Source organism: Thiothrix eikelboomii (assembly GCF_900167255.1).
Classification (GTDB): Bacteria; Pseudomonadota; Gammaproteobacteria; order Thiotrichales; family Thiotrichaceae; genus Thiolinea; species Thiolinea eikelboomii.
This window is the reverse complement of record NZ_FUYB01000020.1, coordinates 1-20,463: the sequence shown is the minus strand read 5'-3', so window position 1 is coordinate 20,463 and position 20,463 is coordinate 1. Positions and strand designations below refer to the sequence as shown.

17 protein-coding genes and 1 pseudogene are annotated in these 20,463 nt (G+C 45.0%); 5 read left to right on the top strand and 13 right to left on the bottom strand.

Going from position 1 to position 20,463, the window contains the following annotated elements:
• Positions 1-28: 28 nt before the first annotated feature.
• From B5D50_RS15950 to B5D50_RS15935, 4 genes are all read right to left on the bottom strand, one after another.
• On the bottom strand, positions 29-1,156 hold the full coding sequence (locus tag B5D50_RS15950) for a HupE/UreJ family protein (RefSeq protein WP_078923654.1): 1,128 nt from the start codon (positions 1,154-1,156) through the stop codon (positions 29-31).
• The gene (locus tag B5D50_RS15945) at positions 1,153-2,376 is read right to left on the bottom strand and encodes a tetratricopeptide repeat protein (protein WP_078923653.1); all 1,224 of its coding nucleotides are present in this window, start codon (positions 2,374-2,376) and stop codon (positions 1,153-1,155) included. The genes B5D50_RS15950 and B5D50_RS15945 overlap by 4 nt, the downstream gene beginning before the upstream one ends.
• Before the next feature lie 68 nt (positions 2,377-2,444).
• Entirely contained in the window at positions 2,445-3,914 is a 1,470-nt protein-coding gene (locus B5D50_RS15940; RefSeq protein ID WP_078923652.1) for a DUF4331 domain-containing protein, read from the bottom strand.
• Positions 3,915-4,147: 233 nt separating this feature from the next.
• Positions 4,148-5,653 (bottom strand): SpoVR family protein, encoded by a 1,506-nt coding sequence (locus B5D50_RS15935; protein WP_078923651.1) that lies wholly within the window; start codon positions 5,651-5,653, stop codon positions 4,148-4,150.
• A 254-nt stretch (positions 5,654-5,907) separates the two neighbouring features.
• Here B5D50_RS15935 and B5D50_RS15930 point away from each other — a divergent pair, with 254 nt between their 5' ends.
• On the top strand, positions 5,908-7,719 hold the full coding sequence (locus B5D50_RS15930; protein ID WP_078923650.1) for a M4 family metallopeptidase: 1,812 nt from the start codon (positions 5,908-5,910) through the stop codon (positions 7,717-7,719).
• 78 nt (positions 7,720-7,797) lie between these two features.
• Here B5D50_RS15930 and B5D50_RS15925 read toward each other — a convergent pair whose 3' ends face one another.
• From B5D50_RS15925 to B5D50_RS15915, 3 genes are all read right to left on the bottom strand, one after another.
• On the bottom strand, positions 7,798-9,081 hold the full coding sequence (locus B5D50_RS15925; RefSeq protein WP_078923649.1) for a YeaH/YhbH family protein: 1,284 nt from the start codon (positions 9,079-9,081) through the stop codon (positions 7,798-7,800).
• 30 nt (positions 9,082-9,111) lie between these two features.
• The gene (locus B5D50_RS15920; RefSeq protein ID WP_078923648.1) at positions 9,112-11,034 is read right to left on the bottom strand and encodes a PrkA family serine protein kinase; all 1,923 of its coding nucleotides are present in this window, start codon (positions 11,032-11,034) and stop codon (positions 9,112-9,114) included.
• Between the two features lie 406 nt (positions 11,035-11,440).
• Positions 11,441-13,813: a DNA internalization-related competence protein ComEC/Rec2 gene (locus B5D50_RS15915; protein WP_078923647.1), complete on the bottom strand. Its 2,373-nt coding sequence runs from the start codon at positions 13,811-13,813 to the stop codon at positions 11,441-11,443.
• A gap of 52 nt (positions 13,814-13,865) precedes the next feature.
• Between B5D50_RS15915 and B5D50_RS15910 the strand changes: the two genes are divergently transcribed.
• On the top strand, positions 13,866-14,483 hold the full coding sequence (locus tag B5D50_RS15910) for a DUF2062 domain-containing protein (RefSeq protein WP_078923646.1): 618 nt from the start codon (positions 13,866-13,868) through the stop codon (positions 14,481-14,483).
• Here B5D50_RS15910 and lolD read toward each other — a convergent pair whose 3' ends face one another.
• The 3 genes from lolD to B5D50_RS15895 are packed head-to-tail and all read right to left on the bottom strand — an operon-like array spanning position 14,484 to position 17,683.
• Positions 14,484-15,179 carry a lipoprotein-releasing ABC transporter ATP-binding protein LolD gene (gene lolD, locus B5D50_RS15905; RefSeq protein ID WP_078923645.1) on the bottom strand — a complete coding sequence of 232 codons (696 nt, stop codon included), beginning with the start codon at positions 15,177-15,179 and terminating at the stop codon, positions 14,484-14,486.
• A complete protein-coding gene (locus tag B5D50_RS15900; RefSeq protein WP_078923644.1) occupies positions 15,172-16,443 on the bottom strand; it encodes a lipoprotein-releasing ABC transporter permease subunit in 1,272 nt (423 codons plus the stop codon). The genes lolD and B5D50_RS15900 overlap by 8 nt, the downstream gene beginning before the upstream one ends.
• Positions 16,436-17,683, bottom strand: coding sequence for a lipoprotein-releasing ABC transporter permease subunit (locus B5D50_RS15895; RefSeq protein WP_078923643.1), 1,248 nt, complete (start codon positions 17,681-17,683; stop codon positions 16,436-16,438). Before B5D50_RS15895 ends, B5D50_RS15900 begins: the two co-directional genes overlap by 8 nt.
• Before the next feature lie 82 nt (positions 17,684-17,765).
• Here B5D50_RS15895 and B5D50_RS15890 point away from each other — a divergent pair, with 82 nt between their 5' ends.
• Positions 17,766-18,080 carry a hypothetical protein gene (locus tag B5D50_RS15890; protein ID WP_078923642.1) on the top strand — a complete coding sequence of 105 codons (315 nt, stop codon included), beginning with the start codon at positions 17,766-17,768 and terminating at the stop codon, positions 18,078-18,080.
• 234 nt (positions 18,081-18,314) lie between these two features.
• Here the strand turns inward: B5D50_RS15890 and B5D50_RS15885 are convergent, their stop codons facing one another.
• Positions 18,315-19,286, bottom strand: a complete 972-nt coding sequence (locus tag B5D50_RS15885) for a phage integrase (RefSeq protein WP_078923641.1) — start codon at positions 19,284-19,286, stop codon at positions 18,315-18,317.
• A gap of 165 nt (positions 19,287-19,451) precedes the next feature.
• Between B5D50_RS15885 and B5D50_RS15880 the strand changes: the two genes are divergently transcribed.
• Positions 19,452-19,634, top strand: a complete 183-nt coding sequence (locus B5D50_RS15880) for a type II toxin-antitoxin system HicA family toxin (RefSeq protein ID WP_078923640.1) — start codon at positions 19,452-19,454, stop codon at positions 19,632-19,634.
• A 25-nt stretch (positions 19,635-19,659) separates the two neighbouring features.
• Positions 19,660-20,061 carry a type II toxin-antitoxin system HicB family antitoxin gene (locus tag B5D50_RS15875; RefSeq protein ID WP_078923639.1) on the top strand — a complete coding sequence of 134 codons (402 nt, stop codon included), beginning with the start codon at positions 19,660-19,662 and terminating at the stop codon, positions 20,059-20,061.
• A 51-nt stretch (positions 20,062-20,112) separates the two neighbouring features.
• Here B5D50_RS15875 and B5D50_RS15870 read toward each other — a convergent pair whose 3' ends face one another.
• Together B5D50_RS15870 and B5D50_RS20215 are read right to left on the bottom strand one after the other, a co-directional pair.
• Complete coding sequence (locus B5D50_RS15870) at positions 20,113-20,298, bottom strand: hypothetical protein (protein ID WP_078923638.1); 186 nt, start codon at positions 20,296-20,298, stop codon at positions 20,113-20,115.
• A gap of 55 nt (positions 20,299-20,353) precedes the next feature.
• Positions 20,354-20,463 (bottom strand): annotated as a pseudogene (locus B5D50_RS20215) (IS5-like element ISAba27 family transposase); the annotation flags it as partial.

The following is a 20,463-nucleotide window of genomic DNA, read 5'->3' as shown; positions in this document are numbered from 1 at the left end:
TCAACCGACCCTCGATATTTGTCCCTATTTAGGCGAATAAAGTGGTATCAAAAGCGCGCTCAACTAACCAAATACTGGCTAAAACTAAGGTTAAAGCGGCACTACCATATAAAATCGGCACTTGATAGAACTTAGTCGAACGCAACAGATAAGCTAATGGAAATACCAATAAAACCAACATTAACTGCCCTAGCTCTACCCCTAGATTAAAGCCGAGTAAAGCTTGCACCAAAGTGGCTTGAGGTAGCTCCAGTTCCATCAATACACTTGCAAACCCGAACCCGTGTAATAAACCAAAGCCAAAGGCGAGCCACCCTTGATTGTGTTTAATGACCGGATAAAAAATATTTAAAGCCAACACGATAATCGACACAGCAATCGCGGATTCAACCCAACGTGAAGGCAAACTGACCACCCCTAATACTGCTAAACACAGGGTAATCGAATGGGCAATCGTAAATGCGGTAATCACCTTGAGCAAATTCCATAAAGCAGGTCGAAACGCAGTCACTTGCTGCCAACGATGATCCTTAACCACCAGCACAGCGGGCAAAATTAACAAACTAATAAACAGCAAATGATCTAAACCCATCCAAATATGATAAATGCCTTCATTAATATAATTAACCAAAGTTGACCAACGAGTGAGCTGCTGTGGACTCAGGCTGAGTTCCGGTTGCTCTTTTGAAAAAATCATCGAACTAGCGGCTATTCCTGCACGCTGATCTAAGAGAACGCCACGGTGGCTAGGATCAATATCAAACAGCAATTGATACTTAAAATTCAAGGCAGCATTCGCCGCTAACGAACAGCGGGGTTGCAATAACAAAACGGCATAAGCCCCATCCGTGTGCTCATCAATTTGTAATCGCTGTAAACTCAACGTGCAAACCTGCCCGTCTTGTTGAAGCTGGAGGCGGCTTAGCGCATAAGCACTGATCGCTGCTTGTTGTTGCTTGACCTCACCCCAAGTAACTTGGCCATCTTGATTCCTATCAAGACCGATAGCTTGCTCTAAATCGCGCAAGGCCAAATCCCAACGTAAGCTGGAATCCGTCTGCAAAAACAAATAACTATCACTGGGTTTATGTGCAAAAGCATTCAAACTTAGCAATAAACAGCACACCGTAAAAACACCGGATAAAGCTCGCTTCATGATGCTTGCTCCTTAGGAATTTGCGCTAATAAACCCTCTAAGCGAGTATCTTGCTGTTGGTTTTGTTGCAACCACATTTGAACCTTGCGCGCTGTTGTAAAATCTTGATTAGCTAAAGCAGCGCGGAGCAATAAAGCAGTATCTTCGGCTTCTTTTTGCTCAGCCCAATTCGCTTGCGCTAATTCAAGTGCACGCTGGCTGTTTTCCTCAAAACTCAAGAGATACCAAGCCTCATCACGTTGATGCAGCTTGCTATTCCGTAAATCTGCAGCCTGATAGCGTGCCTGCAATTGCTGCCGATAAAACTGGGTAGCTTCGATGTCCTGAGCCTGTTGACTGGCGAAGGCTAAGCGCAACAGTAAAGCATCATCCGTGGTTTTATCTTTAAGTAACCGAATCACCTCTGCAGAGCGCTGCTGACTTAATAGAAAATCGCTATAAACACGCAATAGATAATGATCTTGTCGCTCGATGGCTAAAGCCTCACGAAAATGCTGTTCGGCTTTAGGGAGCTGACCCAAACGCCAAGCTATTTCAGCAAGATTGGTCTGCACCCATTGTGCTAGCTCAGGGGTGGCTTGCGGTAAGGCTGGCAATAAGCTGAGTTGTAGTTGATAAGCCCGTTCTGCCTCACCCGTAAAACTGAGGACTTGGCTAAAGCAGACTGAACCATACCAAGTAGAGCTATTAGCTAAAGCCTTACAGCTTTGCTTGGCTGCTGCATAATCACCTTGTACCCATTGCACCACGGCGAGCGTTAACCAAGCTTGGCTCGAACCCGCTTGCTGTTGGACTAGCTGCTGTAAATCCTGCAAAGCAGCGGCATAATCATGCTGGTGTTGCCGCAAAAGCGCCCGCAGCAATAAAACCTCAGGCGGCGGCTGGCTAGCTGTCCACCACGGGCTTAACAGCGCTTCGGCATACCCATAATAACGTGGATCAGCTTCACGACGGCCTAAGTCAATATATAAGCGAGCTAAGCCTGTGCTGGCGGCTACTGAGTGCGGCTCTGCCTGTAAGCGCGCCTTAAAACTGCGGATTTCGGCTGAATGGCTTAGTAAAAAATCCGGTAAAACCGTTAATACCGTCTGATCGGAGGGCGGAGTATAAGCGGCCGCTTGTAGCCTAGTATTCAACGTCGTGCTTAAGATCAAGACGCAAAAGATAGAGCCAATAAAACTCCAGCGTGGAAGGGACGTTTTATAAACGACAGGCTTCATTTTACTGACTCCATCTTTGCGAATTGGCAATCAACCGCTGATCACTGCAGTGATTGTGGTGGCTGAGCTTAGTTAGGAGAACCCGCTAGCGGTGTATTCAGATAAGGGAAACTCGCCTTGAATGGCTCAGCAGTTTGCAGAACCCCATCGGTATAAGGCAACTGCCCACTCACCGCTTGCTCAGGTGTGCAGAGGTTTAACCCTAAATGGCAGAGCAAGCCCATCGCTACCCGCAACTCTGCATCAACTACATCATCCCCTGGGCGACGACCATTCGGAAAGCCTGCAGCATCTCCAGCTGCTACACCTAGGTTTTTCTGTGCTGCTTGGGCGGTGGGTTGAATATTCATATTTAAACGAACCATTTCGCCCACGGAGCCATTAGCATTCACACCTTTTAAGCCGGTCAAAAAAGCGGCCACTAAATCAGGTCGACCAGTCACCGTCGGTGCTTCCACTCCAAACAGCGCACTCAACAGAACGGGCAAAGTGGGTTTAGTCACATAGTCAATAAATTGCGCATCATCCTTGGGCTGGCTGGCATTGAAACGATTTTTATCTGGCAGACCAATCACCACTTCATTCACCAAAGGCATGCCTAAACGGGAAACTTGAACCCAAGGCCCGGTCGAGCTTTTTGCTTTAAGGTTTTTTGGCTCTTCGAGTAAGGAGCTGGTTTGCGGCAAACTCGCTGTAGTCCATAAACCGATAATACCCTCACCACTCCCTTTTAAGCAGGCAATCGGTACTTCTAAAGCCAGTGTGGTAACATTTTTGTCAGCTAAAGCATCGGCTTCACCATCGGTAGCACCGACGGGATTCGTATTCACTAAGTCGAAAATTTCACCCAGATTCACCGCAAATGGATCTTTACGTTGCCCAACAAACACCCGCCCAATTTGGGCATTCGCCGGACAACCATTTAAGCGCACAGGTTGAATAAAGGTATGTGCATAATCTTCATAACTCTGTGTACTAAAGGTTTTGCCACCAATATTATCCAACGGCTTAGCAAAGAAACTACGATTATTGTCCGCTTGCTTAGCTCTGATCGCCTCACCTGTGCGACGATCACCTTTAATCAGATTCAGCGTATAAAATTCACGAAAATTCGCATTGGCATGGTCATTCGCTAGAATAGGTCCAATATTGGTTAAGGGGACGGGAACATTTTTTCCATCAATCGGTAAGGCTAACCCTTTCCCTGCATTGCCTAAACGCTGGCTAAAATCGAATTGAAAAGTTAAATCTTCTTTAGCATCACCATTATTATCGACATGAATTTCATAAATCGCGTCAGGCGACAAACTGAAATAATTCGGTCCACCATAAGCATCTTGAAGTGGATTATAATTGGCGATTAAGGTCACAAACCCCTCACGCCCCGGCTCATAACTACGAAAGGCATAAAAATCCGTGGCATCTACTTTAGGATTTTCGGTAATAAACGGCGCTTCACGATGGCTAGAGGCTTGCACAGCACTAGAGATAGCTAAGGCTAAGCAAGTCATAGGCAAGATGATTAAAGGTAGTTTCATGGCGATTTCCTCCGCTTGTAATGATCAAGGTTTAAGTGTTTGTGGAGTCACTTAAGAATCATTACGCACTGCAATCGCAAGTGGATTTAGATTTTTCACCGAAGGCGACCTAGGTCATGGCTTAACCTATTGACAGCCTCTATCCCCAGCGCTTGCCACCAAAGCTAAAGGCTGGGAATAGAAGATAAAGAGGAAAACGATCCTGACAACAAGCAGCTATCCAATACTGGGGCTTACTCACGCCCTTCCTGCAAATGATAACTCCGTACCCGCCGCCCATCGGTTTCGACCGAGTGTAAATGCACATCATAGCCCCAAAGGCGATGCACATGCCGCAACATCTCATAGCAATCATTGCTCAAAGGACGCCGATTATGCATATGATGATAAAGCGTCAGGGAACGATCACCCCGAATATTCACACTTTCCACTTGAATATCCGGCTCTTGCGAACTGAGATTATATTGCTGAGATAAAGTCTCACGCAGTAACCGATAGCCTTCGTCATTGTGGATCGCAGTGACATCAATCACATTGCGACGGTCATCATCTTGCAAGGCAAAGAAATGAAACTCGCGCATGATTTTTGGCGACATGAATTGCAGGATAAAGCTTTCATCACGATAGTTACGCATCACCTGATCGAGGGTAGTAATCCAGTCTGAACCCGCGATATCGGGAAACCAGCGTTTATCCTCATCCGTCGGTTCTTGGCAAATGCGGCGAATATCTTTCATCATCGCAAAGCCAAGCGCATACGGATTAATGCCCGAATAATAGCGGCTATCGAAATCAGGCTGCATCACCACATTAGTATGTGAAGTCAAAAACTCCATCATGAAGCCTTCATTCACTAAACCTTCGTCATATAACTCATTTAAAATGGTGTAATGCCAGAAAGTGGCCCAGCCTTCGTTCATCACTTGAGTTTGGCGCTGTGGATAGAAGTATTGCGCCACTTTACGCACAATACGCACGATTTCCCGCTGCCAGCCCTCGAGAAGGGGGGCGTTTTTCTCAATAAAGTAGAGAATATTTTCCTGTGACTCGACGGGGAATTTCGGAATTTCCCGCTGCTCATCAACATGCAATCTTGGCGGTAAAGTACGCCATAAATCATTGATATGCTGTTGAATATATTGCTCACGCTCTTGCTGGCGCAAAGCTTCTTTCGCCGCTGAAATCGGTACAGGACGTTTATAACGATCCACCCCATAATTCATCAGGGCATGACAAGAATCCAGCAATAGCTCAACCGCCTGCACCCCATAGCGCTCTTCGCATTCGGCAATATAATTCTTGGCAAATAATAGATAATCGACAATCGCTTCCGCATCGGTCCAATTGCGGAATAGATAATTACCCTTAAAGAAAGAGTTATGCCCATAGCAGGCATGGGCAATCACCAAGGCTTGCATGGTGAGAGTGTTCTCTTCCATTAAATAGGCAATACAAGGATTGGAATTAATCACAATCTCATACGCCAAGCCCATACGTCCACGCGAGTAGTTCTGCTCTACATTGACGAAGTGCTTGCCATACGACCAATGATTATAAAAAACCGGCATGCCAATCGAGGCATAAGCATCCATCATCTGGTCAGAACGAATAATCTCGATTTGATTGGGATAAGTGTCTAACCGAAATTTATCACGCGCAATCCGGGCAATTTCACGGTCATAGGCTGCGATCGTTTCAAAAGTCCATTCGGAACTGGTGGAGAGGTAGTTTTTATTCATCTTTTAGTCCTAACCTGTCGGTAAATCTTTATTAGGCTGTCAGCAAACAAGCCAATCACTTCTCACTCTAACAAAGGATACCCGCTGAGAGTAGCAAAATATCATCACCATCCGCCTCAGCGTATCCATACACACAGGACATTGGCCCAGCTATACTGGATGCTTGCTCACTTACTCTTAAATTTTGCTCAATGCTAAGCTACTCAGCATCCAGCCTAACATGACTCAACTAATCTCTACGAATGGAAACCTAGATGCCTTCAAAAACGACCGCCACACCTAAGCTCTGCCAACTAGTTTTAGCCGCTAGTTTGTTCTGTGCCGTTAGCACATTAGTGCATGCTAATCCGATGGATGAACTCCAACAACTCCGTGCTCAAGACCCCAAACTCACGATTACTTGGGATGCAACTCAGCAACACGCACGTTATTTATCAGGTCAACTCTATCTGAATAGTCGTAAAACAGGCAGTGATCTCATTGCTGACTTTATTCAACAGCATCGTAGTTTACTCGGTATACCTGCCGAGACTCAGCTGGTATTTAATAAATCAGCAAACACCCCCGCAGGCCAGATGCTTAGTTATCAACAAACCCATCACGGTTTAGAGGTGGCCGGTGGCAAATTAGTAGCTCGCCTTCAACAAGGACAATTACGCACTATAGCCAATCACTTGGTAACCGATATTACGATTCCCCCAGAACCGACTATCAACCTAACAACCGCCCACCGACTGGCCCAGCAGGCCACTCAGCGTGCAGCCACTAATGCCCCAACCATTGACCAAGCTGATTTAGTTTATTTCCATTGGGAGTGGCAAACCCATTTAGCATGGCGTATACAATTTGCTCCACAACTTAAGCCGACACCAACACGATACCAAATTTGGGTGGATGCACAAGACGGCTCAATTATTCTCAGTGAATCTCGGGTCTCCGGTATCGCTAACCCCTTCCAAGCAAGCTCATTAGCAGCAACCCCAACCCCTGCCCAAGCCTTTAAACCACGCGCATTGCCAGCCTTGTTTAGCCTCACCCTAGCTCAGCATGAGTTTGATACCAGAGAGGCTGCTATGGGCAGTGGCATCGGGCATCAGGGTAAACTCAAAAAGTTTAAAACCACCAAACACGCTAATGGCATTTACCTACTGGCTAGCCAACAAGGTAAAAACCCCAGTGTTCAATATGAAACCTACAAATATACTGTTGGCCTAGACAGAATCGACCTCTTAAAAGATCGAGATAATGTGTGGAAAGACCCCAGCGCAATCGACGCTTATACCTATAGCATTAATGTTATCAACCTCTATAAAGGCTTAGGTGATTTAAGTTGGTGGCAAGATAGCGGCTTAGCGATGGGGGTTCTCTCCGTTGTCCATTACGGAGATGACATGGGCGAAGGCTATGACAATGCCTTTTGGAGTGGTGACTACATGGTTTATGGCGATGGAGAGAAAATATTTAAAACCTTAGCGGGGTCGTTTGATATTGTTTCTCATGAGCTTACCCATGCAGTTATCGACGCAACAGCGGATTTAGTTTATTGCAAAGAACCTGGAGCACTGAATGAATCATGGGCAGATGCCATTGCGATGCTCTTCAGTCTTAAAAGAGGTGCAGCCAATCCTTATCTCATAGCCGAAGATGCGATGAAACCCTACCAACCTTGGCTATACGCGCTACGCCGTATGGATGACCCTAGCTTCCGCTCCGATCAATACCCTGAAAATGATCATTCAGTCAACCATCCCCTGAAGTCTTGGGGGCAGCCCGCCCATACTGACGAGCAATATATCGCAAAGCACTGCACAGAAAAAACCGATAATGGCGGCGTACACATTAACTCTGGCATTCCCAATCATGCTGCCTATTTAATAACTCAAGCTCTCGGCACACAAGCTACTTTAGATATTTATTATCAAAGTCTCTTCTATCTAAACTCAACGGCTAGCTTCAAAGATGCCCGTGCAGCCGTACTTCAATCCGCCACCGATTTGTATGGCTCAGAAACAGGGGTTCTTAAACAGATTAAAACGGCCTTTAACGCTGTGGGCATTACAGATTAAAAATTTAACTGACTCTAGAGCTAGGTTCGAACCTAGCTCTTAAGAACCTAGCTCTTAAGCACTTAAAACTGATCAGTTTTAATCAATCACCATCGTTTTCTTAAACAATTCACGAAATACTGGATAAATCTCTGAATTATCTCTAACCCGTTGAATGGCAAAGCGGTCAGCATAATCACGTTCTAAATGCTGATACAAATGCCATAAGCCTTGTGGGTCACGGTCGCCAATTTCAATATACGTGAAATACTGCACATGCGGTAAGATGCCATCCACTAAAGCTTTATGGCAGCGTTGATTATCTTCTTGCCAATTATCCCCGTCCGAGGCTTGTGCACCATAAATATTCCACTCATCCGGCGAGTAACGTTCATGAATAATATCTGACATTAAACTTAAGGCACTCGACACTACCGTACCACCGGTTTCACGTGAATAGAAAAAGGTTTCCTCATCCACTTCCTGTGCTTGAGTATGATGGCGAATAAATACGACTTCAATCTGCTCATAATTCTTTTGCAAGAATAAATACAGCAAAAAGAAAAAACGTTTAGCCGTTTCTTTAATATCCTGAGTCATTGAACCAGACACATCCATCACGCAAAACATCACCGCTTTCGGTGAGGGTTTGGGTACACGAATATGCAGATTATATTTCAGATCGAAATCGTCTAGAAAAGGTACAGTATTCAAGCGGAAATTTAAACGGCTCAGCTCCTCTTCTAACGCTAAGCGCTCTGCTTCATTGAGCTTTGATTCTTCCTCATCATTTTCTTCTGCTAATTCAGCCAGCACCTCACGCCGCCGCCGCCGTGCTTTACCACTTAAAGCAATCCGTCGCGCTTGTGCACTGCGCATGGTACGCACAATATTGATTTGATTCGGATTGCCCACCTCACTAAAGCCTGCACGATGCGTTTCAAAAGCATCGCTGCCTGCTAATTGGCGCTTAACCATATTCGGTAGAGCTAGATCCTCAAATAGATACTCTAAAAACTCAGCCTGCGAAATTTGAAAGACAAAATCATCTTCTCCTTCGCCTGAATCCGAAGCTTCACCAGAACCCGAACCACCTCCACCGCCCGCAGGCGGACGTTGAATCCGGTCACCTTGCACAAATTCTTTATTGCCGGGGTGGACAATATCGCGTTGCCCCCCCTGACCATGCCGAAATACCGGTTCAGAAATATCCCGCTTGGGGATAGTAATACTATCTCCGCGCTGCATATCCGTAATATTGCGACGGCTCACAGCATCCGAGACAGCTTCACGGATTTGCTCATGATAGCGCTTCAAAAAGCGTTGTCGATTGACTAAGCTTTTGTTTTTACTATTTAAACGACGGTCAACAACATAGGCCATTACGGCACTCCTTTGGACAGTCCATTACCATTACTGTGACTTACGTACCCGCAAATACCATTCGGCCAACAAGCGTACTTGTTTCTCGGTATAACCACGCTTCATCATCCGCTCAACAAAATTATCATGCTTACGTTGTTCATCCGCTGAGGATTTCGCACCATAAGAGATCACTGGTAATAAATCCTCAGTACTTGAGAACATCTTCATTTCAATCACGCGGCGTAACTTTTCATAGCTCGTCCAAGTGGGATTCTTACCACTATTATTAGCACGCGCCCGTAATACGAAATTAACGATTTCATTCCGAAAATCTTTCGGATTACTAATACCCGCTGGCTTCTCAATTTTCTCTAAATCTGAATTTAAAGCTGAGCGATCGAGGAAATCACCTGTTTCAGGATCACGATATTCTTGATCTTGAATCCAGAAATCGGCATAGGTAACATAACGATCAAACAAATTCTGACCGTATTCAGAATAAGACTCTAAATAAGCGGTTTGAATTTCTTTACCGATAAAGTCGACATAGCGCGGTGATAAGTATTCTTTAATGAAACTAATATAGCGAGCTTGCACTTCTGCGGGGAATTGCTCTTTCTCGACTTGCTTTTCTAAGACATACATTAAATGCACAGGATCAGCTGCGACTTCGACCGCATCAAAGTTAAATACTTTGGAGAGAATTTTAAACGCAAAACGGGTTGATAAGCCAGACATCCCCTCATCTACACCAGCGGCATCTTGGTATTCTTGGATAGTCTTCGCTTTAGGGTCAATGTCCTTAAGATTTTCACCATCATAAATTCGCATTTTTGAATAGCGATTCGAATTTTCTGGTTCTTTCAAGCGCGATAAAATCACAAATTGCGCTAACATTTTTAAGGTATCAGGGGCGCAAGCTGATTGAGCTAAGGAGCTATTAAACAATAACTTCTCGTAGATTTTGATTTCTTCCGTAACACGCAAGCAATACGGGACTTTAACAATCGAAACCCGATCAATGAAAGCTTCATTATTGCGATTATTTTTAAAAGTTTGCCATTCTGACTCATTCGAGTGTGCCAAAATCACCCCCGAGAATGGAATCGCTCCGATGCTTTCCGTCCCGTTATAATTACCTTCTTGTGTCGCCGTCAATAAAGGATGCAGCACCTTAATAGGTGCTTTAAACATCTCAACAAACTCCATTAAACCTTGGTTAGATAAGCATAAACCACCGGAATAACTATAGGCATCGGCATCATTTTGTGGAAAATCTTCGAGCTTACGAATATCCACTTTACCCACTAAAGCAGAGATGTCTTGGTTATTTTCATCGCCCGGCTCAGTTTTAGACAAAGCAATTTGATTGAGACGCGAAGGATAGCGTCTCACCACCTTAAACTGGGTAATATCACCACCGAACTCTTTTAAGCGTTTGACTGCCCAAGGTGACATAATGGTGCGCAAATAACGCCGAGGAATCCCATAATCTTCCTCTAAAATTGCCCCGTCTTCTTCGGGATTGAATAAGCCTAACGGTGACTCATTCACTGGCGAGCCTTTAATGCAATAAATCGGCGCTTTTTCCATTAAAGCCTTCAGGCGCTCTGCTAAAGAAGACTTACCACCACCGACAGGTCCTAACAGATACAGCACTTGCTTACTTTCCTCTAAGCCTTGTGCTGAATGACGTAAGAAGGAAACGATTTGCTCAATCGCATCCTCCATGCCATAAAATTCTGAAAATGCTGGATAGCGCCGAATCACTTTATTGGAAAAAATTCGGCTCATCCGTGAATCACGTGAAGTATCTACCAACTCCGGCTGACCAATCGCCCACAGCAACCGCTCAGCACCCGTAGCATAAGTCATCGGCTCTTTTTTGCAGAGTTCAAGGTATTCTTGTAGAGTGTATTCTTCTTCCTTTAATGACTCATACCGCGACTGGTAGTGACTGAAAATACTCATGTTTAACCCCTTCTCAGCTTAGCCGATCCGCTAACCTAGCTAGCTGACTATGATTGAAATGCAATAACAACTTAAGAATGTAGACACGGATATAGGGATTACTCTTGCATGTTTCATACCGAAAACCCAATGACCACAGAACCAATGTAACGAAATGTATCTGCCAATAACAAAGCCACAGTCGTGTTCTAAATATTAGACTATCTAAACTGTAAAAGAGTTTTATTCCGGGGAAAATTGCCCACTGTGCGCCCTTGTCATATTTATTTTATTTATTGTTGACAGCGATTTAGGCTGATCATGGGATCAAGCTGCTGATCACAATCTACCCACAAGACTATGCTGTAAGAGCTAAACATGGCATGAATAAAAGCCCTCATCTAACCTAGTTTTCACTCAAGACCTCTCAATGCCCTTCCCAGCTCTTCCAAAAACCCGCCTGCTGTTCTCGATACGAAGAAATTATCAAGGCCTGCTGTGCTAACCGAGGGAAATTGACCTCAATCGCCCCGGTAGCAGCCGTGTTTAATAGCTCAATCCCTTGGGCTTGATAGCGCTCAACAATCTTTGGATGAGGATGATGAAAGCGATTTAAATACCCACTACTAACAATCGCTAGTTTAGGTGTAAGTGCTTGCAAAAATTTTATAGATGAGGAAGTTTTACTGCCATGATGTGGGACGAGCACCACATCGGCCTGAAGCTTACTCCCTTGTGCCAGTAAAGCTTGCTCAGCTGCCTGCTCAATATCCGCTGGTAAAAGCAAAGCGTGACCGCCATTACTGACTCTAAGCACACAAGCCTGATTATTCTCCTTGCTATGCTTGATCTTGGGTAGCGGATTTAGCACTTCAAATCTCACCTCATCCCAAACCCAAGTTTGCCCAGCCGCACACATTGTTAAGGGCGTATTAACTGACCACGCCTGCCCCGCTGACTTGGGAAAATTAGCCTGATCATTGGTGACTAACTGTTGTACTGAAAAATGCTCCAGTAAGTAATCTGCTCCGCCACGGTGATCATTATCCCCGTGGGATACCATTAACATATCCAGAGAACTAAGCTGCTGTGAACGCAACCACGGTGCCAATACTACCTCGCCCATATCAAATCCATACGGCGACTTCGAGCCTGTATCAAATACCAAACTATGCTCAGCGGTTTGAATCACGGTAGCTAAACCTTGCCCTACATCCAATACAGTTAAACGGAACTCACCTAGTGCGGGTTTTGAAGGCTGCCAAGTCAACAAAGGCAGCAAGCAAATTAAACCTAACCAACGCCCAGGGATACCGCGTGGCAATAAGATCAATAACATCCCCAACATTGCCAGCACCAACCAATACCAAGGCAACTCAGGGAAATAGAGCAAAGCATTCGGCAACTCAGCTAAATAAGTTAACCCCCATTCCAGCCCGTCTAAAGCCTTAGCCGCTAACTGCCAAAGCCCACTCGCCCCCTCAAAGGAGAGTGGCAAAACTAAAATACCCAGCAAAATCAACGGTACGACCACCAGCGTCACCCAAGGAATCGCCACTAAATTAGCAAGGGGTGAATACACAGGTAGACTCGAAAAAAAAGCAATATTGAGTGGAATCAAAAACATCGACAAGCTTAACTGCAGACTAAACAACCTCACCCCTTTCGAGTGAGCCTGATGCTGACTGAGCAAAGCTAAGAGAGCAACCGAGCCGAAAGATAACCAAAACCCTAGCGTCAAGGGAGCAAGTGGATCTAGCATCAAAACCACTAACACGGCCCAAGCAAAACTTACACTAAACGACAAGCGCTGCCTGAGTAATAAACCCAGCATTAAAATTAATACCATCACCAAGGAGCGCTGAGTAGGAATATTAAAGCCCGCCAATAAAGCATAAGCTGTCGCCAAGCCTGCACCCACTATGCCCCCCGCTAAGCGCACGGGTAAATATAAATACAGCGCAGGCAATAGCCACCAAACCAACGACATGGCGAGCCAACCTAAACTTGCCACCATTGCAATATGTAGCCCTGAAATTGACAAAAGATGTGCAGTACCCGTCGCTTTCAAAACTTGCCATTGCTTTTGACTAATGCCCGCTGTAGCCGCTACCGCTAAGCCCTGAACTAGACCAGTACTTGCTTGCTCGCCTAAGGCTTTAGCAATCGCTCGATTAATGTATTCACGTATTGAGTCAACCGAAAAGCGTGCGGGTAGCGCTAAACGGATAGCATCTTCTTTTTCACGCACATAGCCAGTGGCTATAATCCGCTCAGCGAACAGCCAACGCTCATAATCAAAACCACTCGGATTACTTAAACCATGCGGACGCTTAGCCCGAATCACGAATTGCCAACGCTCACCTGCTTGTAGCTCAGGCAGCGCCTCGTTTGGCTGTGAATACCAAGCGAGGCGCACTCGGCCTGCAAAAGCAATTGCAGGGTCTGGCTGACCGTCTACCGCCAAAACCTTTTCTACTTGGAGTAAAAAGTTGTAACCTGTTTTTGAAGCCTCAGGAAGATCCTGTACTAGACCGACCACTTGCAGATTTTTTCCTTCAAAGACCTGTGGTAATTGAGCTTGAGCAATCGTATTTGCTGTCCAGCAAGCATAGGAAAAACTTAGAAAAATACAGATTGTATAGAGTAAGTACTTGCGTCCAAGGGGCAGTAGCCTTAATAATCCTAAGATTAAGATTGAAAACGCAACCATGAGGAAACACCAACGCTTATCGGGCAGGTTGGTGAACCAAGCTAATGCATAAATACCTAAAAAGCTGCTTATTGCAAGACCGTGCATGCTATAAAAACCGGGGGATGCTCATGCGTTGTTATGAGTTATTAAGTTAATAATGCCGAAGCATCTTTTTAAAAAGTTTTCGCCCCATCCAGATACCATCACGCAGAATAAATACATGCGTTATTTGGGTCACTCCTTGTTCTTGCCTGCACTATGGCATTTCAATCGACATAGCGTTGCTCGAGCCTTTGCCATTGGCCTTGCTTGCATGTGGATTCCTTTTCCCGGACAGTCCATCATTGCAGCCGCGTTAGCCATTCTCTTCCGGGCGAATATTCCTATGTCCGTGGCTTTAGTCTTCGTCACTAATCCTGTGACAGGGCCACCGATGTTTTATGGAGCTTACGTAGTTGGTGCCCGCTTACTCGATCAGCCTGAAATTCCACACTTTGAAATGAATATAGAGTGGTTAGAACAAACTATCGGTCAGATCTGGGAGCCTATGGTAGTGGGTTGTTCAGTGGTTGCGCTAGTTTCAGCGCTAATCGGCTATTATGGTATTCAAGCTTTTTGGCGGTTTCATATCAGCCAAAAGGTTAAAGAACGGCGCGAACGCCAAGACACGAACTCGCTTAAAGCTCAAGCGCTGAACACACCCTCCGCTAAAGTGGATCAAACCACTGTAACAGCGACTCAACCTAGCGACGAGCAGCGCTCTAAGCTTAAATAATTAGGCTGCTTGTAAGCGACCTTCCACTAAGCGATACACTGAATCCATCCGCCGCGCTAGACTCAAGTCATGGGTAACAATCACAAAGGCCGTTTGCAAGGATTCATTTAAGTTTTGCATCTGCTCAAAGACTTGCTCTGCCGTATGTTGATCCAGATTGCCGGTTGGCTCATCCGCAAGCACTGCATTCGGCCGCGTCACTAAAGCACGGGCAATAGCTGCACGTTGACGCTCGCCACCTGATAACTGCCCCGGTTTATGATTAAAGCGCTTGCCTAAACCCACTTTACTCAGCATGTCTTCGGCTTGTGCACTCGCCTCACTCACTTTAATGCCACGAATCAAGAGGGGCATGGCTACATTTTCTAAAGCTGTAAATTCCGGCAGTAAATGATGAAATTGATAAATAAACCCCAAAGATTGATTACGCAGCAAGCCACGATCCTTATCAGATAATTGCTCCATGCGTTTACCCATCACTTCGACATGCCCTGTCGTTGGAAGGTCTAAGCCACCTAATAAATGCAATAGCGTACTTTTGCCACTCCCTGAGCTACCGACAATCGCAATTCGATCACCCGCACGTACACTCAAATTAATGCCACTTAAAACGGGTACATCCAACTGCCCTTCTTGGAAGCGCTTACTTAAATCTTGGCAATGAATCACCATCGTAGGAGAGCTAACACTATTCATAACGTAAAGCCTCAGCTGGCTGCACTTTAGAAGCACGCCAAGCTGGATAAAGCGTGGCAACAATCGCCATTAATAAGGAAGAAATTGCAATCAAAATCACATCACCGGCATTCACTTTAGATTGCAACTCACTAATTTGATAAGCCTCGGCAGAGATAAAATGGGTATCCAATAACCGCTCTAACCAAGGCACAATGGTTTCTAAATGACTGGCCAGTAACACCCCAAGCACTACCCCTAATAGGGTACCGATCACCCCAATCAAACTACCCTGCACCATGAATACGCCCATAATCCGTGCAGGTGACAAACCGAGGGTACGCAGGATGGCAATATTTGCCTCTTTATCAGTGACCACCATCACCAGTGTTGACACCAAATTAAAAGCAGCCACCGCGATAATCAGCATCAGAATAATAAACATAACGCTTTTTTGGATTTGCAAGGCTTTAAAGAAATTACTCTGCTGATGGGTCCAATCCCCCACCCATAAATTGGGGTTGTCATTCAATAAGCGATTATAAAGATCCTCCGCGACCTTCGGTGCACGCCAAGCATCGGTTAGGCGTAAACGTAAACCTGTCACGGTATCCGTCATTCCCAAAGCTTGTTGGGCATCCTGCAAGTTCACATAAGCAAAACCCGTATCATAGTTTTGCATATCGACCCGAAAAATCGCTTTAATCGTAAAGCGTTGCAGCACCGGTAATTCGCTGGTATCAAGAATATCTTCAGTCGGGCTAATTAGAGTCAATGAGTCACCTAACTCAACTTTTAACTCCTTCGCCAAACCTGCCCCAATAGCAATCCCATTACTACCGGCGGTTAAGGCTTGCATATCACCGGCGATGACATGCTTAAACACATCGGCAACTTGGCTTTCTTGCTCGGGTTCAATTGCCTGTAAGAGGACGCCCCGCGCTTCGTCACCTTGATTAAGCATCACTGGCTTTTCAATAAAGGTAGAAATTGCCTTGACATAAGGATAAGCCTGAACTGTTTCGCGTAAGGCTTGCGCTTCAGTGCTAGCTAGTTGCGCATCCTCTTCCGAAATCGTCACATGCGCAAGCATACCCAACATCCGATCCCGTAAAGTCACTTCAAAGCCATTCATGACTGAAAGCACGGTAATCAGCACTAAAACGCCAATCGCAATTCCCAGCATCGAGGCCAGCGAAATAAATGAAACGAAATGATTTTGGCGGCGTGCACGAGTATAACGTAAGCCAATAAATAGCTCTAACGGTAGAAATGGCTTACTCATACCGTAAGGACTCCGCAGGTTGTACGGCAGCTGCACGTCGTGCCGGATAAATCGTGGCCAACACGGAGAAAATCAAAGCAGCCCCTGCAATCAACCAAACATCGCTCCAGCGCAAATCGGAGGGGACTTCACTGATATAAAAAATATCCGCAGGAAAAACCTTAAAGCCAAAAGCCTGCTCAAGCGCTGGGATAATGGTCTCGATATTCAAGGACAAGAGCACCCCTAAAATCACCCCAACGACCGTGCCAAAAATACCAATAATGCTGCCTTGAATCATAAAAATGCGCATCACTCGATTGGGTTCCATCCCAAAGGTACGCAAAATAGCAATATCAGCCTGCTTATCATTCACCGCCATCACCAAAGAGGCAACTAGGTTAAATAAAGCCACCGCGACGACTAAAAATAGGATTAGTGTCATGGCAATCTTTTCAGTTTTGACTGCACGGAAAAAATTCCCATGCTCCTTACTCCAATCCGCGACTTCATATTGACTGCCCCAGCGCTGTTGCAATTCGCGGGCTAACGGTTGGGCGGCAAACAAATCATCCAGTTTTAGGCGAATCCCACTCACCTGCCCCTGCATTTTAAATAACCGTGCAGCATCTTCTAAATGCACAAAGGCTGTCATATTATCGAATTCTTGCATGCCGAACTGGTGAATACCTAATACCGTGAAACGACGTAATCGAGGCAATACCCCCGCTGGCGTGACCTGAACTTGAGGCACAACAACCGTCACTTTATCACCTGGCACCACTTGCAAGGAATTTGCTAAACCCACCCCCAAAATAATCCCATAGGTACGCGGTTTTAAATCTTTAAAACTACCTTCTAATAACTTAAAACCTTGCTCATTCACTTGATGCTGATAATCAGGATGAATCCCTTGCAACAGAGTACCGCGCAATAAATTGCTATTAGCAATCATCACTTGTTTTTGCACATAAGGTGCGGCCCCAACCACCTGCGGTTCTTTCACCAGCTTTTCGTAATGTTGCAGCCAATCAGTCAGCTTGCCATCTGTCCCTGAAACCGTGACATGCGCGACTACGCCCAGTATTCTGCTTCTCAGTTCTTTCTCAAACCCATTCATGATTGACAGAATAGTGATCAAGACCATGACCCCCAGCATAATGCCAAGCATGGATGCAAAGGAAATGAATGAAATGAAACGGTTACGCCGCCGCGAATGGGTGTAGCGCTGCCCGATGAATAATTCTAATGGTCTAAACATGGGTGGCGATTGTACCTTTTGAACAACAAAATCACAGCTTAATTTGCTGTAATAAAACAGTGTCGTTGTTTTGGAGCATCTTATGAAAACCTCAACTTGGCTCTTATCCTTTGCGATCTGCTTGCCCTTAATTCTCAGTAGCTCCTTGCCTCAAGTAGCTTATGCAGAAAGAGGTGCAGCACCCGCTGCTTTGCAGCACGGTTTTTACAAAAAAACCGTTTACCCACGCCGTGGTTCAAGCATGCAACAAGTACGCAAGCGGTTTGGCAAACCCCATTCGGTGAAAGTATCCCAAGGCAAATCTAAAAAGAAATGGCCGAAAATCACCGTTTGGAATTATGGCAGCTATAGCGTTTACTTTGAACGTAATCGGGTCTTACATACGATTATTCGATAAGGGAGGTCAGTCACTGAATCGCGAACCGCTAAAATGGCTTAGTGTTTTAGTTTGAGAGCTTTAATGACTGACTAGAAACAGTTAAATGGTCGGAGTGAGAGGATTTGAAAACGTCGCTTATACATATAAATCATTGTTTTTATTGATATTTAAATATAATAGTCGCCGCCAAAGTGGCGATAAATGGCGTTTTTTGGCGATATAAACCGCCAATTTACCGCCACTCAATACTTACTAAATCGGTGCATATTTGATCGCATCAGCAAGGTATTCCGGTGCTAGCTGTGCATAGCGCAGCGTCATTTTAATGTCAGCATGTCCTAGAATCTTTTGCAGAGTCAGTATGTTGCCTCCGTTCATCATAAAATGAGCTGAAAATGAGTGCCTGCAGATGTGTGTCAGTTGACCCTCTGGCAGCTCAATATTAGACCTGCCAATCGCATGCTCAAACGCTTTGGCGCAATTACAAAACACCCGATCATTGGATCCACGTTTGCCTATATGCACCAGCAGTGCATGATAAAAAGCAGGGTCAATAGGTACAGAACGTGCCTTTTTGCTTTTAGTGCGTACAAACGTTAGTTTTGCATCGCGCAATTGCTTCCGCTGCATTTGTTCGACTTCGCCCCAGCGTGCTCCCGTGCGAAAGCACAACTGAGCGACCCACCATGTATCTTTGTTCGTGCCATTTTTTTGGATCTCATCCAATAATCTGGATATTTCATCCTTGCTTAAATAGGAGAGCTGTTCTTCCTGCAAGCGAAGAGGGTCAACGCCATTGATCGGATTTTCATAGTCAATAATTTTCAGCTTGCGCAAGCGGTTATAGACCGACTTTAGCAAACCAAGATTATTGTTCCACGTTTTTGGTTTGATAGTTTGCAGTCGGTGAGCGCGCAATTTTAAAACCTGTTCGGGTGTCAATTCAGCTGCTATCGGGTTTTTCATGATAGCTGCCATTTCAATTAGCGTATTTTTACGAGCGATGCCCTCCGAAAGGGTAGACCCGTGGTAGTCATACCAGAGTTCAATCAAGTCTTTTAGTGTTCGCCTGTCTTTGTTTTTCTGCTCCTGACGTTCGCGTATATATTTATCTTCAAATGCGAGGGCTTGATACTCAGACTTGAAAGTTTTTCGCACGCGAGGCATATCCTTACGATCAATCTGGCAGCGCCACGCACCGTTTTCTAATTGAGACACTGACATCACAACACTCCAATAGTCTACTTTGTCAGAGTGTAGACAATTGCTTGCCCTGTCGGTTTCAAAGCCGCATAATTCCCACTAAAAAATAACCCCAGAGTCATAAAAAACTTTACAAAAAATAACCCCAGAGGTATAATGGCAGCCATCAAGACAAGGGAATGAGGTGTGAACAGCAAAGACTTGATCAAGATGGTGGAAGAAGACGGTTGGTACGAGGTCAGGGTTAAAGGAAGTCATCATCACTTCAAACACCCAACCAAAGAAGGACTAGTAACGATTCCCCACCCTAAAAAAGACTTACCGCAAGGAACAGTCAACAGCATACTGAAACAAGCGGGACTCAAGTAGTCCCGCCGCTACACAAGGAGTTGATATGAGATACCCAGTGGTTATTCATCAAGAAGGCGATAGCGCCTATGGTGTAACCGTCCCTGATATTGCAGGCTGCTTTTCAGCGGGCGATACTTTGGACGAGGCTCTACAAAATACCAAGGAGTCTATTGAAAGCCACTTAGAGCTGTTAGCCGAAGACGGGCAGGTTGCACCTGCTGCAACTAATATCCAACAGCACAAAAATAATCCTGATTATCAGGACGGTATGTGGGCGTTAGTTGATATTGATGTTACGCCATTTACTGGCAAAAGCGAAAAAGTCAACGTCACACTCCCAGCTCTATTGATTAAAAAAATCGACGACGCAGTAACTGCAGGTTACGGGAAAAATAGATCCGCGTTTCTGGCCGACAGCGCCTTAAAATATTTAAGTGCTATTTAGACTAGTGGGATACCTATAACAAAAAAGCCCGCGATAGCGGGCTTTAATCTCTTAATCAATAATATAAAAAATCTCTTCAAAATCAAAACTTTTAGTTTTAGTAAAACTAAAGCCAATTTCATTCAATTCTAAAACAATACTAATATCCTTAAAATAAGCTGCTTTAAAACAAAAGTCGTTTAATAACTCGCAGTGCTTATTAGCGACACTTTTAAATTTATTTAACTTATCTAACATTTTAATTACCTGCTGTTGTGTTATTTGATAAACACAAGACCTCTTGCGAAAATAATTATCCCCCAATCATCCGATTAACAAGAGCGGCGATCAACCGTAAGCGTAGCTCAAACCGTCGTCGCCGTCCTCGGTAAACCCCCTTCAGAATCCGAAAAATTTTCAGTG

What these genes read in the sequence shown, in the direction of transcription:
- B5D50_RS15920 (WP_078923648.1), bottom strand. Translation starts at nt 11,034, where the DNA reads ATGAGTATTTTCAGTCACTACCAGTCGCGGTATGAGTCATTAAAGGAA.
- B5D50_RS15940 (WP_078923652.1), bottom strand. Translation starts at nt 3,914, where the DNA reads ATGAAACTACCTTTAATCATCTTGCCTATGACTTGCTTAGCCTTAGCT.
- B5D50_RS15930 (WP_078923650.1), top strand. Translation starts at nt 5,908, where the DNA reads ATGCCTTCAAAAACGACCGCCACACCTAAGCTCTGCCAACTAGTTTTA.
- B5D50_RS15885 (WP_078923641.1), bottom strand. Translation starts at nt 19,286, where the DNA reads ATGTCAGTGTCTCAATTAGAAAACGGTGCGTGGCGCTGCCAGATTGAT.
- B5D50_RS15870 (WP_078923638.1), bottom strand. Translation starts at nt 20,298, where the DNA reads ATGTTAGATAAGTTAAATAAATTTAAAAGTGTCGCTAATAAGCACTGC.
- B5D50_RS15950 (WP_078923654.1), bottom strand. Translation starts at nt 1,156, where the DNA reads ATGAAGCGAGCTTTATCCGGTGTTTTTACGGTGTGCTGTTTATTGCTA.
- B5D50_RS15925 (WP_078923649.1), bottom strand. Translation starts at nt 9,081, where the DNA reads ATGGCCTATGTTGTTGACCGTCGTTTAAATAGTAAAAACAAAAGCTTA.
- B5D50_RS15935 (WP_078923651.1), bottom strand. Translation starts at nt 5,653, where the DNA reads ATGAATAAAAACTACCTCTCCACCAGTTCCGAATGGACTTTTGAAACG.
- B5D50_RS15915 (WP_078923647.1), bottom strand. Translation starts at nt 13,813, where the DNA reads ATGCACGGTCTTGCAATAAGCAGCTTTTTAGGTATTTATGCATTAGCT.
- B5D50_RS15945 (WP_078923653.1), bottom strand. Translation starts at nt 2,376, where the DNA reads ATGAAGCCTGTCGTTTATAAAACGTCCCTTCCACGCTGGAGTTTTATT.
- B5D50_RS15895 (WP_078923643.1), bottom strand. Translation starts at nt 17,683, where the DNA reads ATGTTTAGACCATTAGAATTATTCATCGGGCAGCGCTACACCCATTCG.
- B5D50_RS15900 (WP_078923644.1), bottom strand. Translation starts at nt 16,443, where the DNA reads ATGAGTAAGCCATTTCTACCGTTAGAGCTATTTATTGGCTTACGTTAT.
- B5D50_RS15875 (WP_078923639.1), top strand. Translation starts at nt 19,660, where the DNA reads ATGAGATACCCAGTGGTTATTCATCAAGAAGGCGATAGCGCCTATGGT.
- B5D50_RS15890 (WP_078923642.1), top strand. Translation starts at nt 17,766, where the DNA reads ATGAAAACCTCAACTTGGCTCTTATCCTTTGCGATCTGCTTGCCCTTA.
- lolD (WP_078923645.1), bottom strand. Translation starts at nt 15,179, where the DNA reads ATGAATAGTGTTAGCTCTCCTACGATGGTGATTCATTGCCAAGATTTA.
- B5D50_RS15910 (WP_078923646.1), top strand. Translation starts at nt 13,866, where the DNA reads ATGCCGAAGCATCTTTTTAAAAAGTTTTCGCCCCATCCAGATACCATC.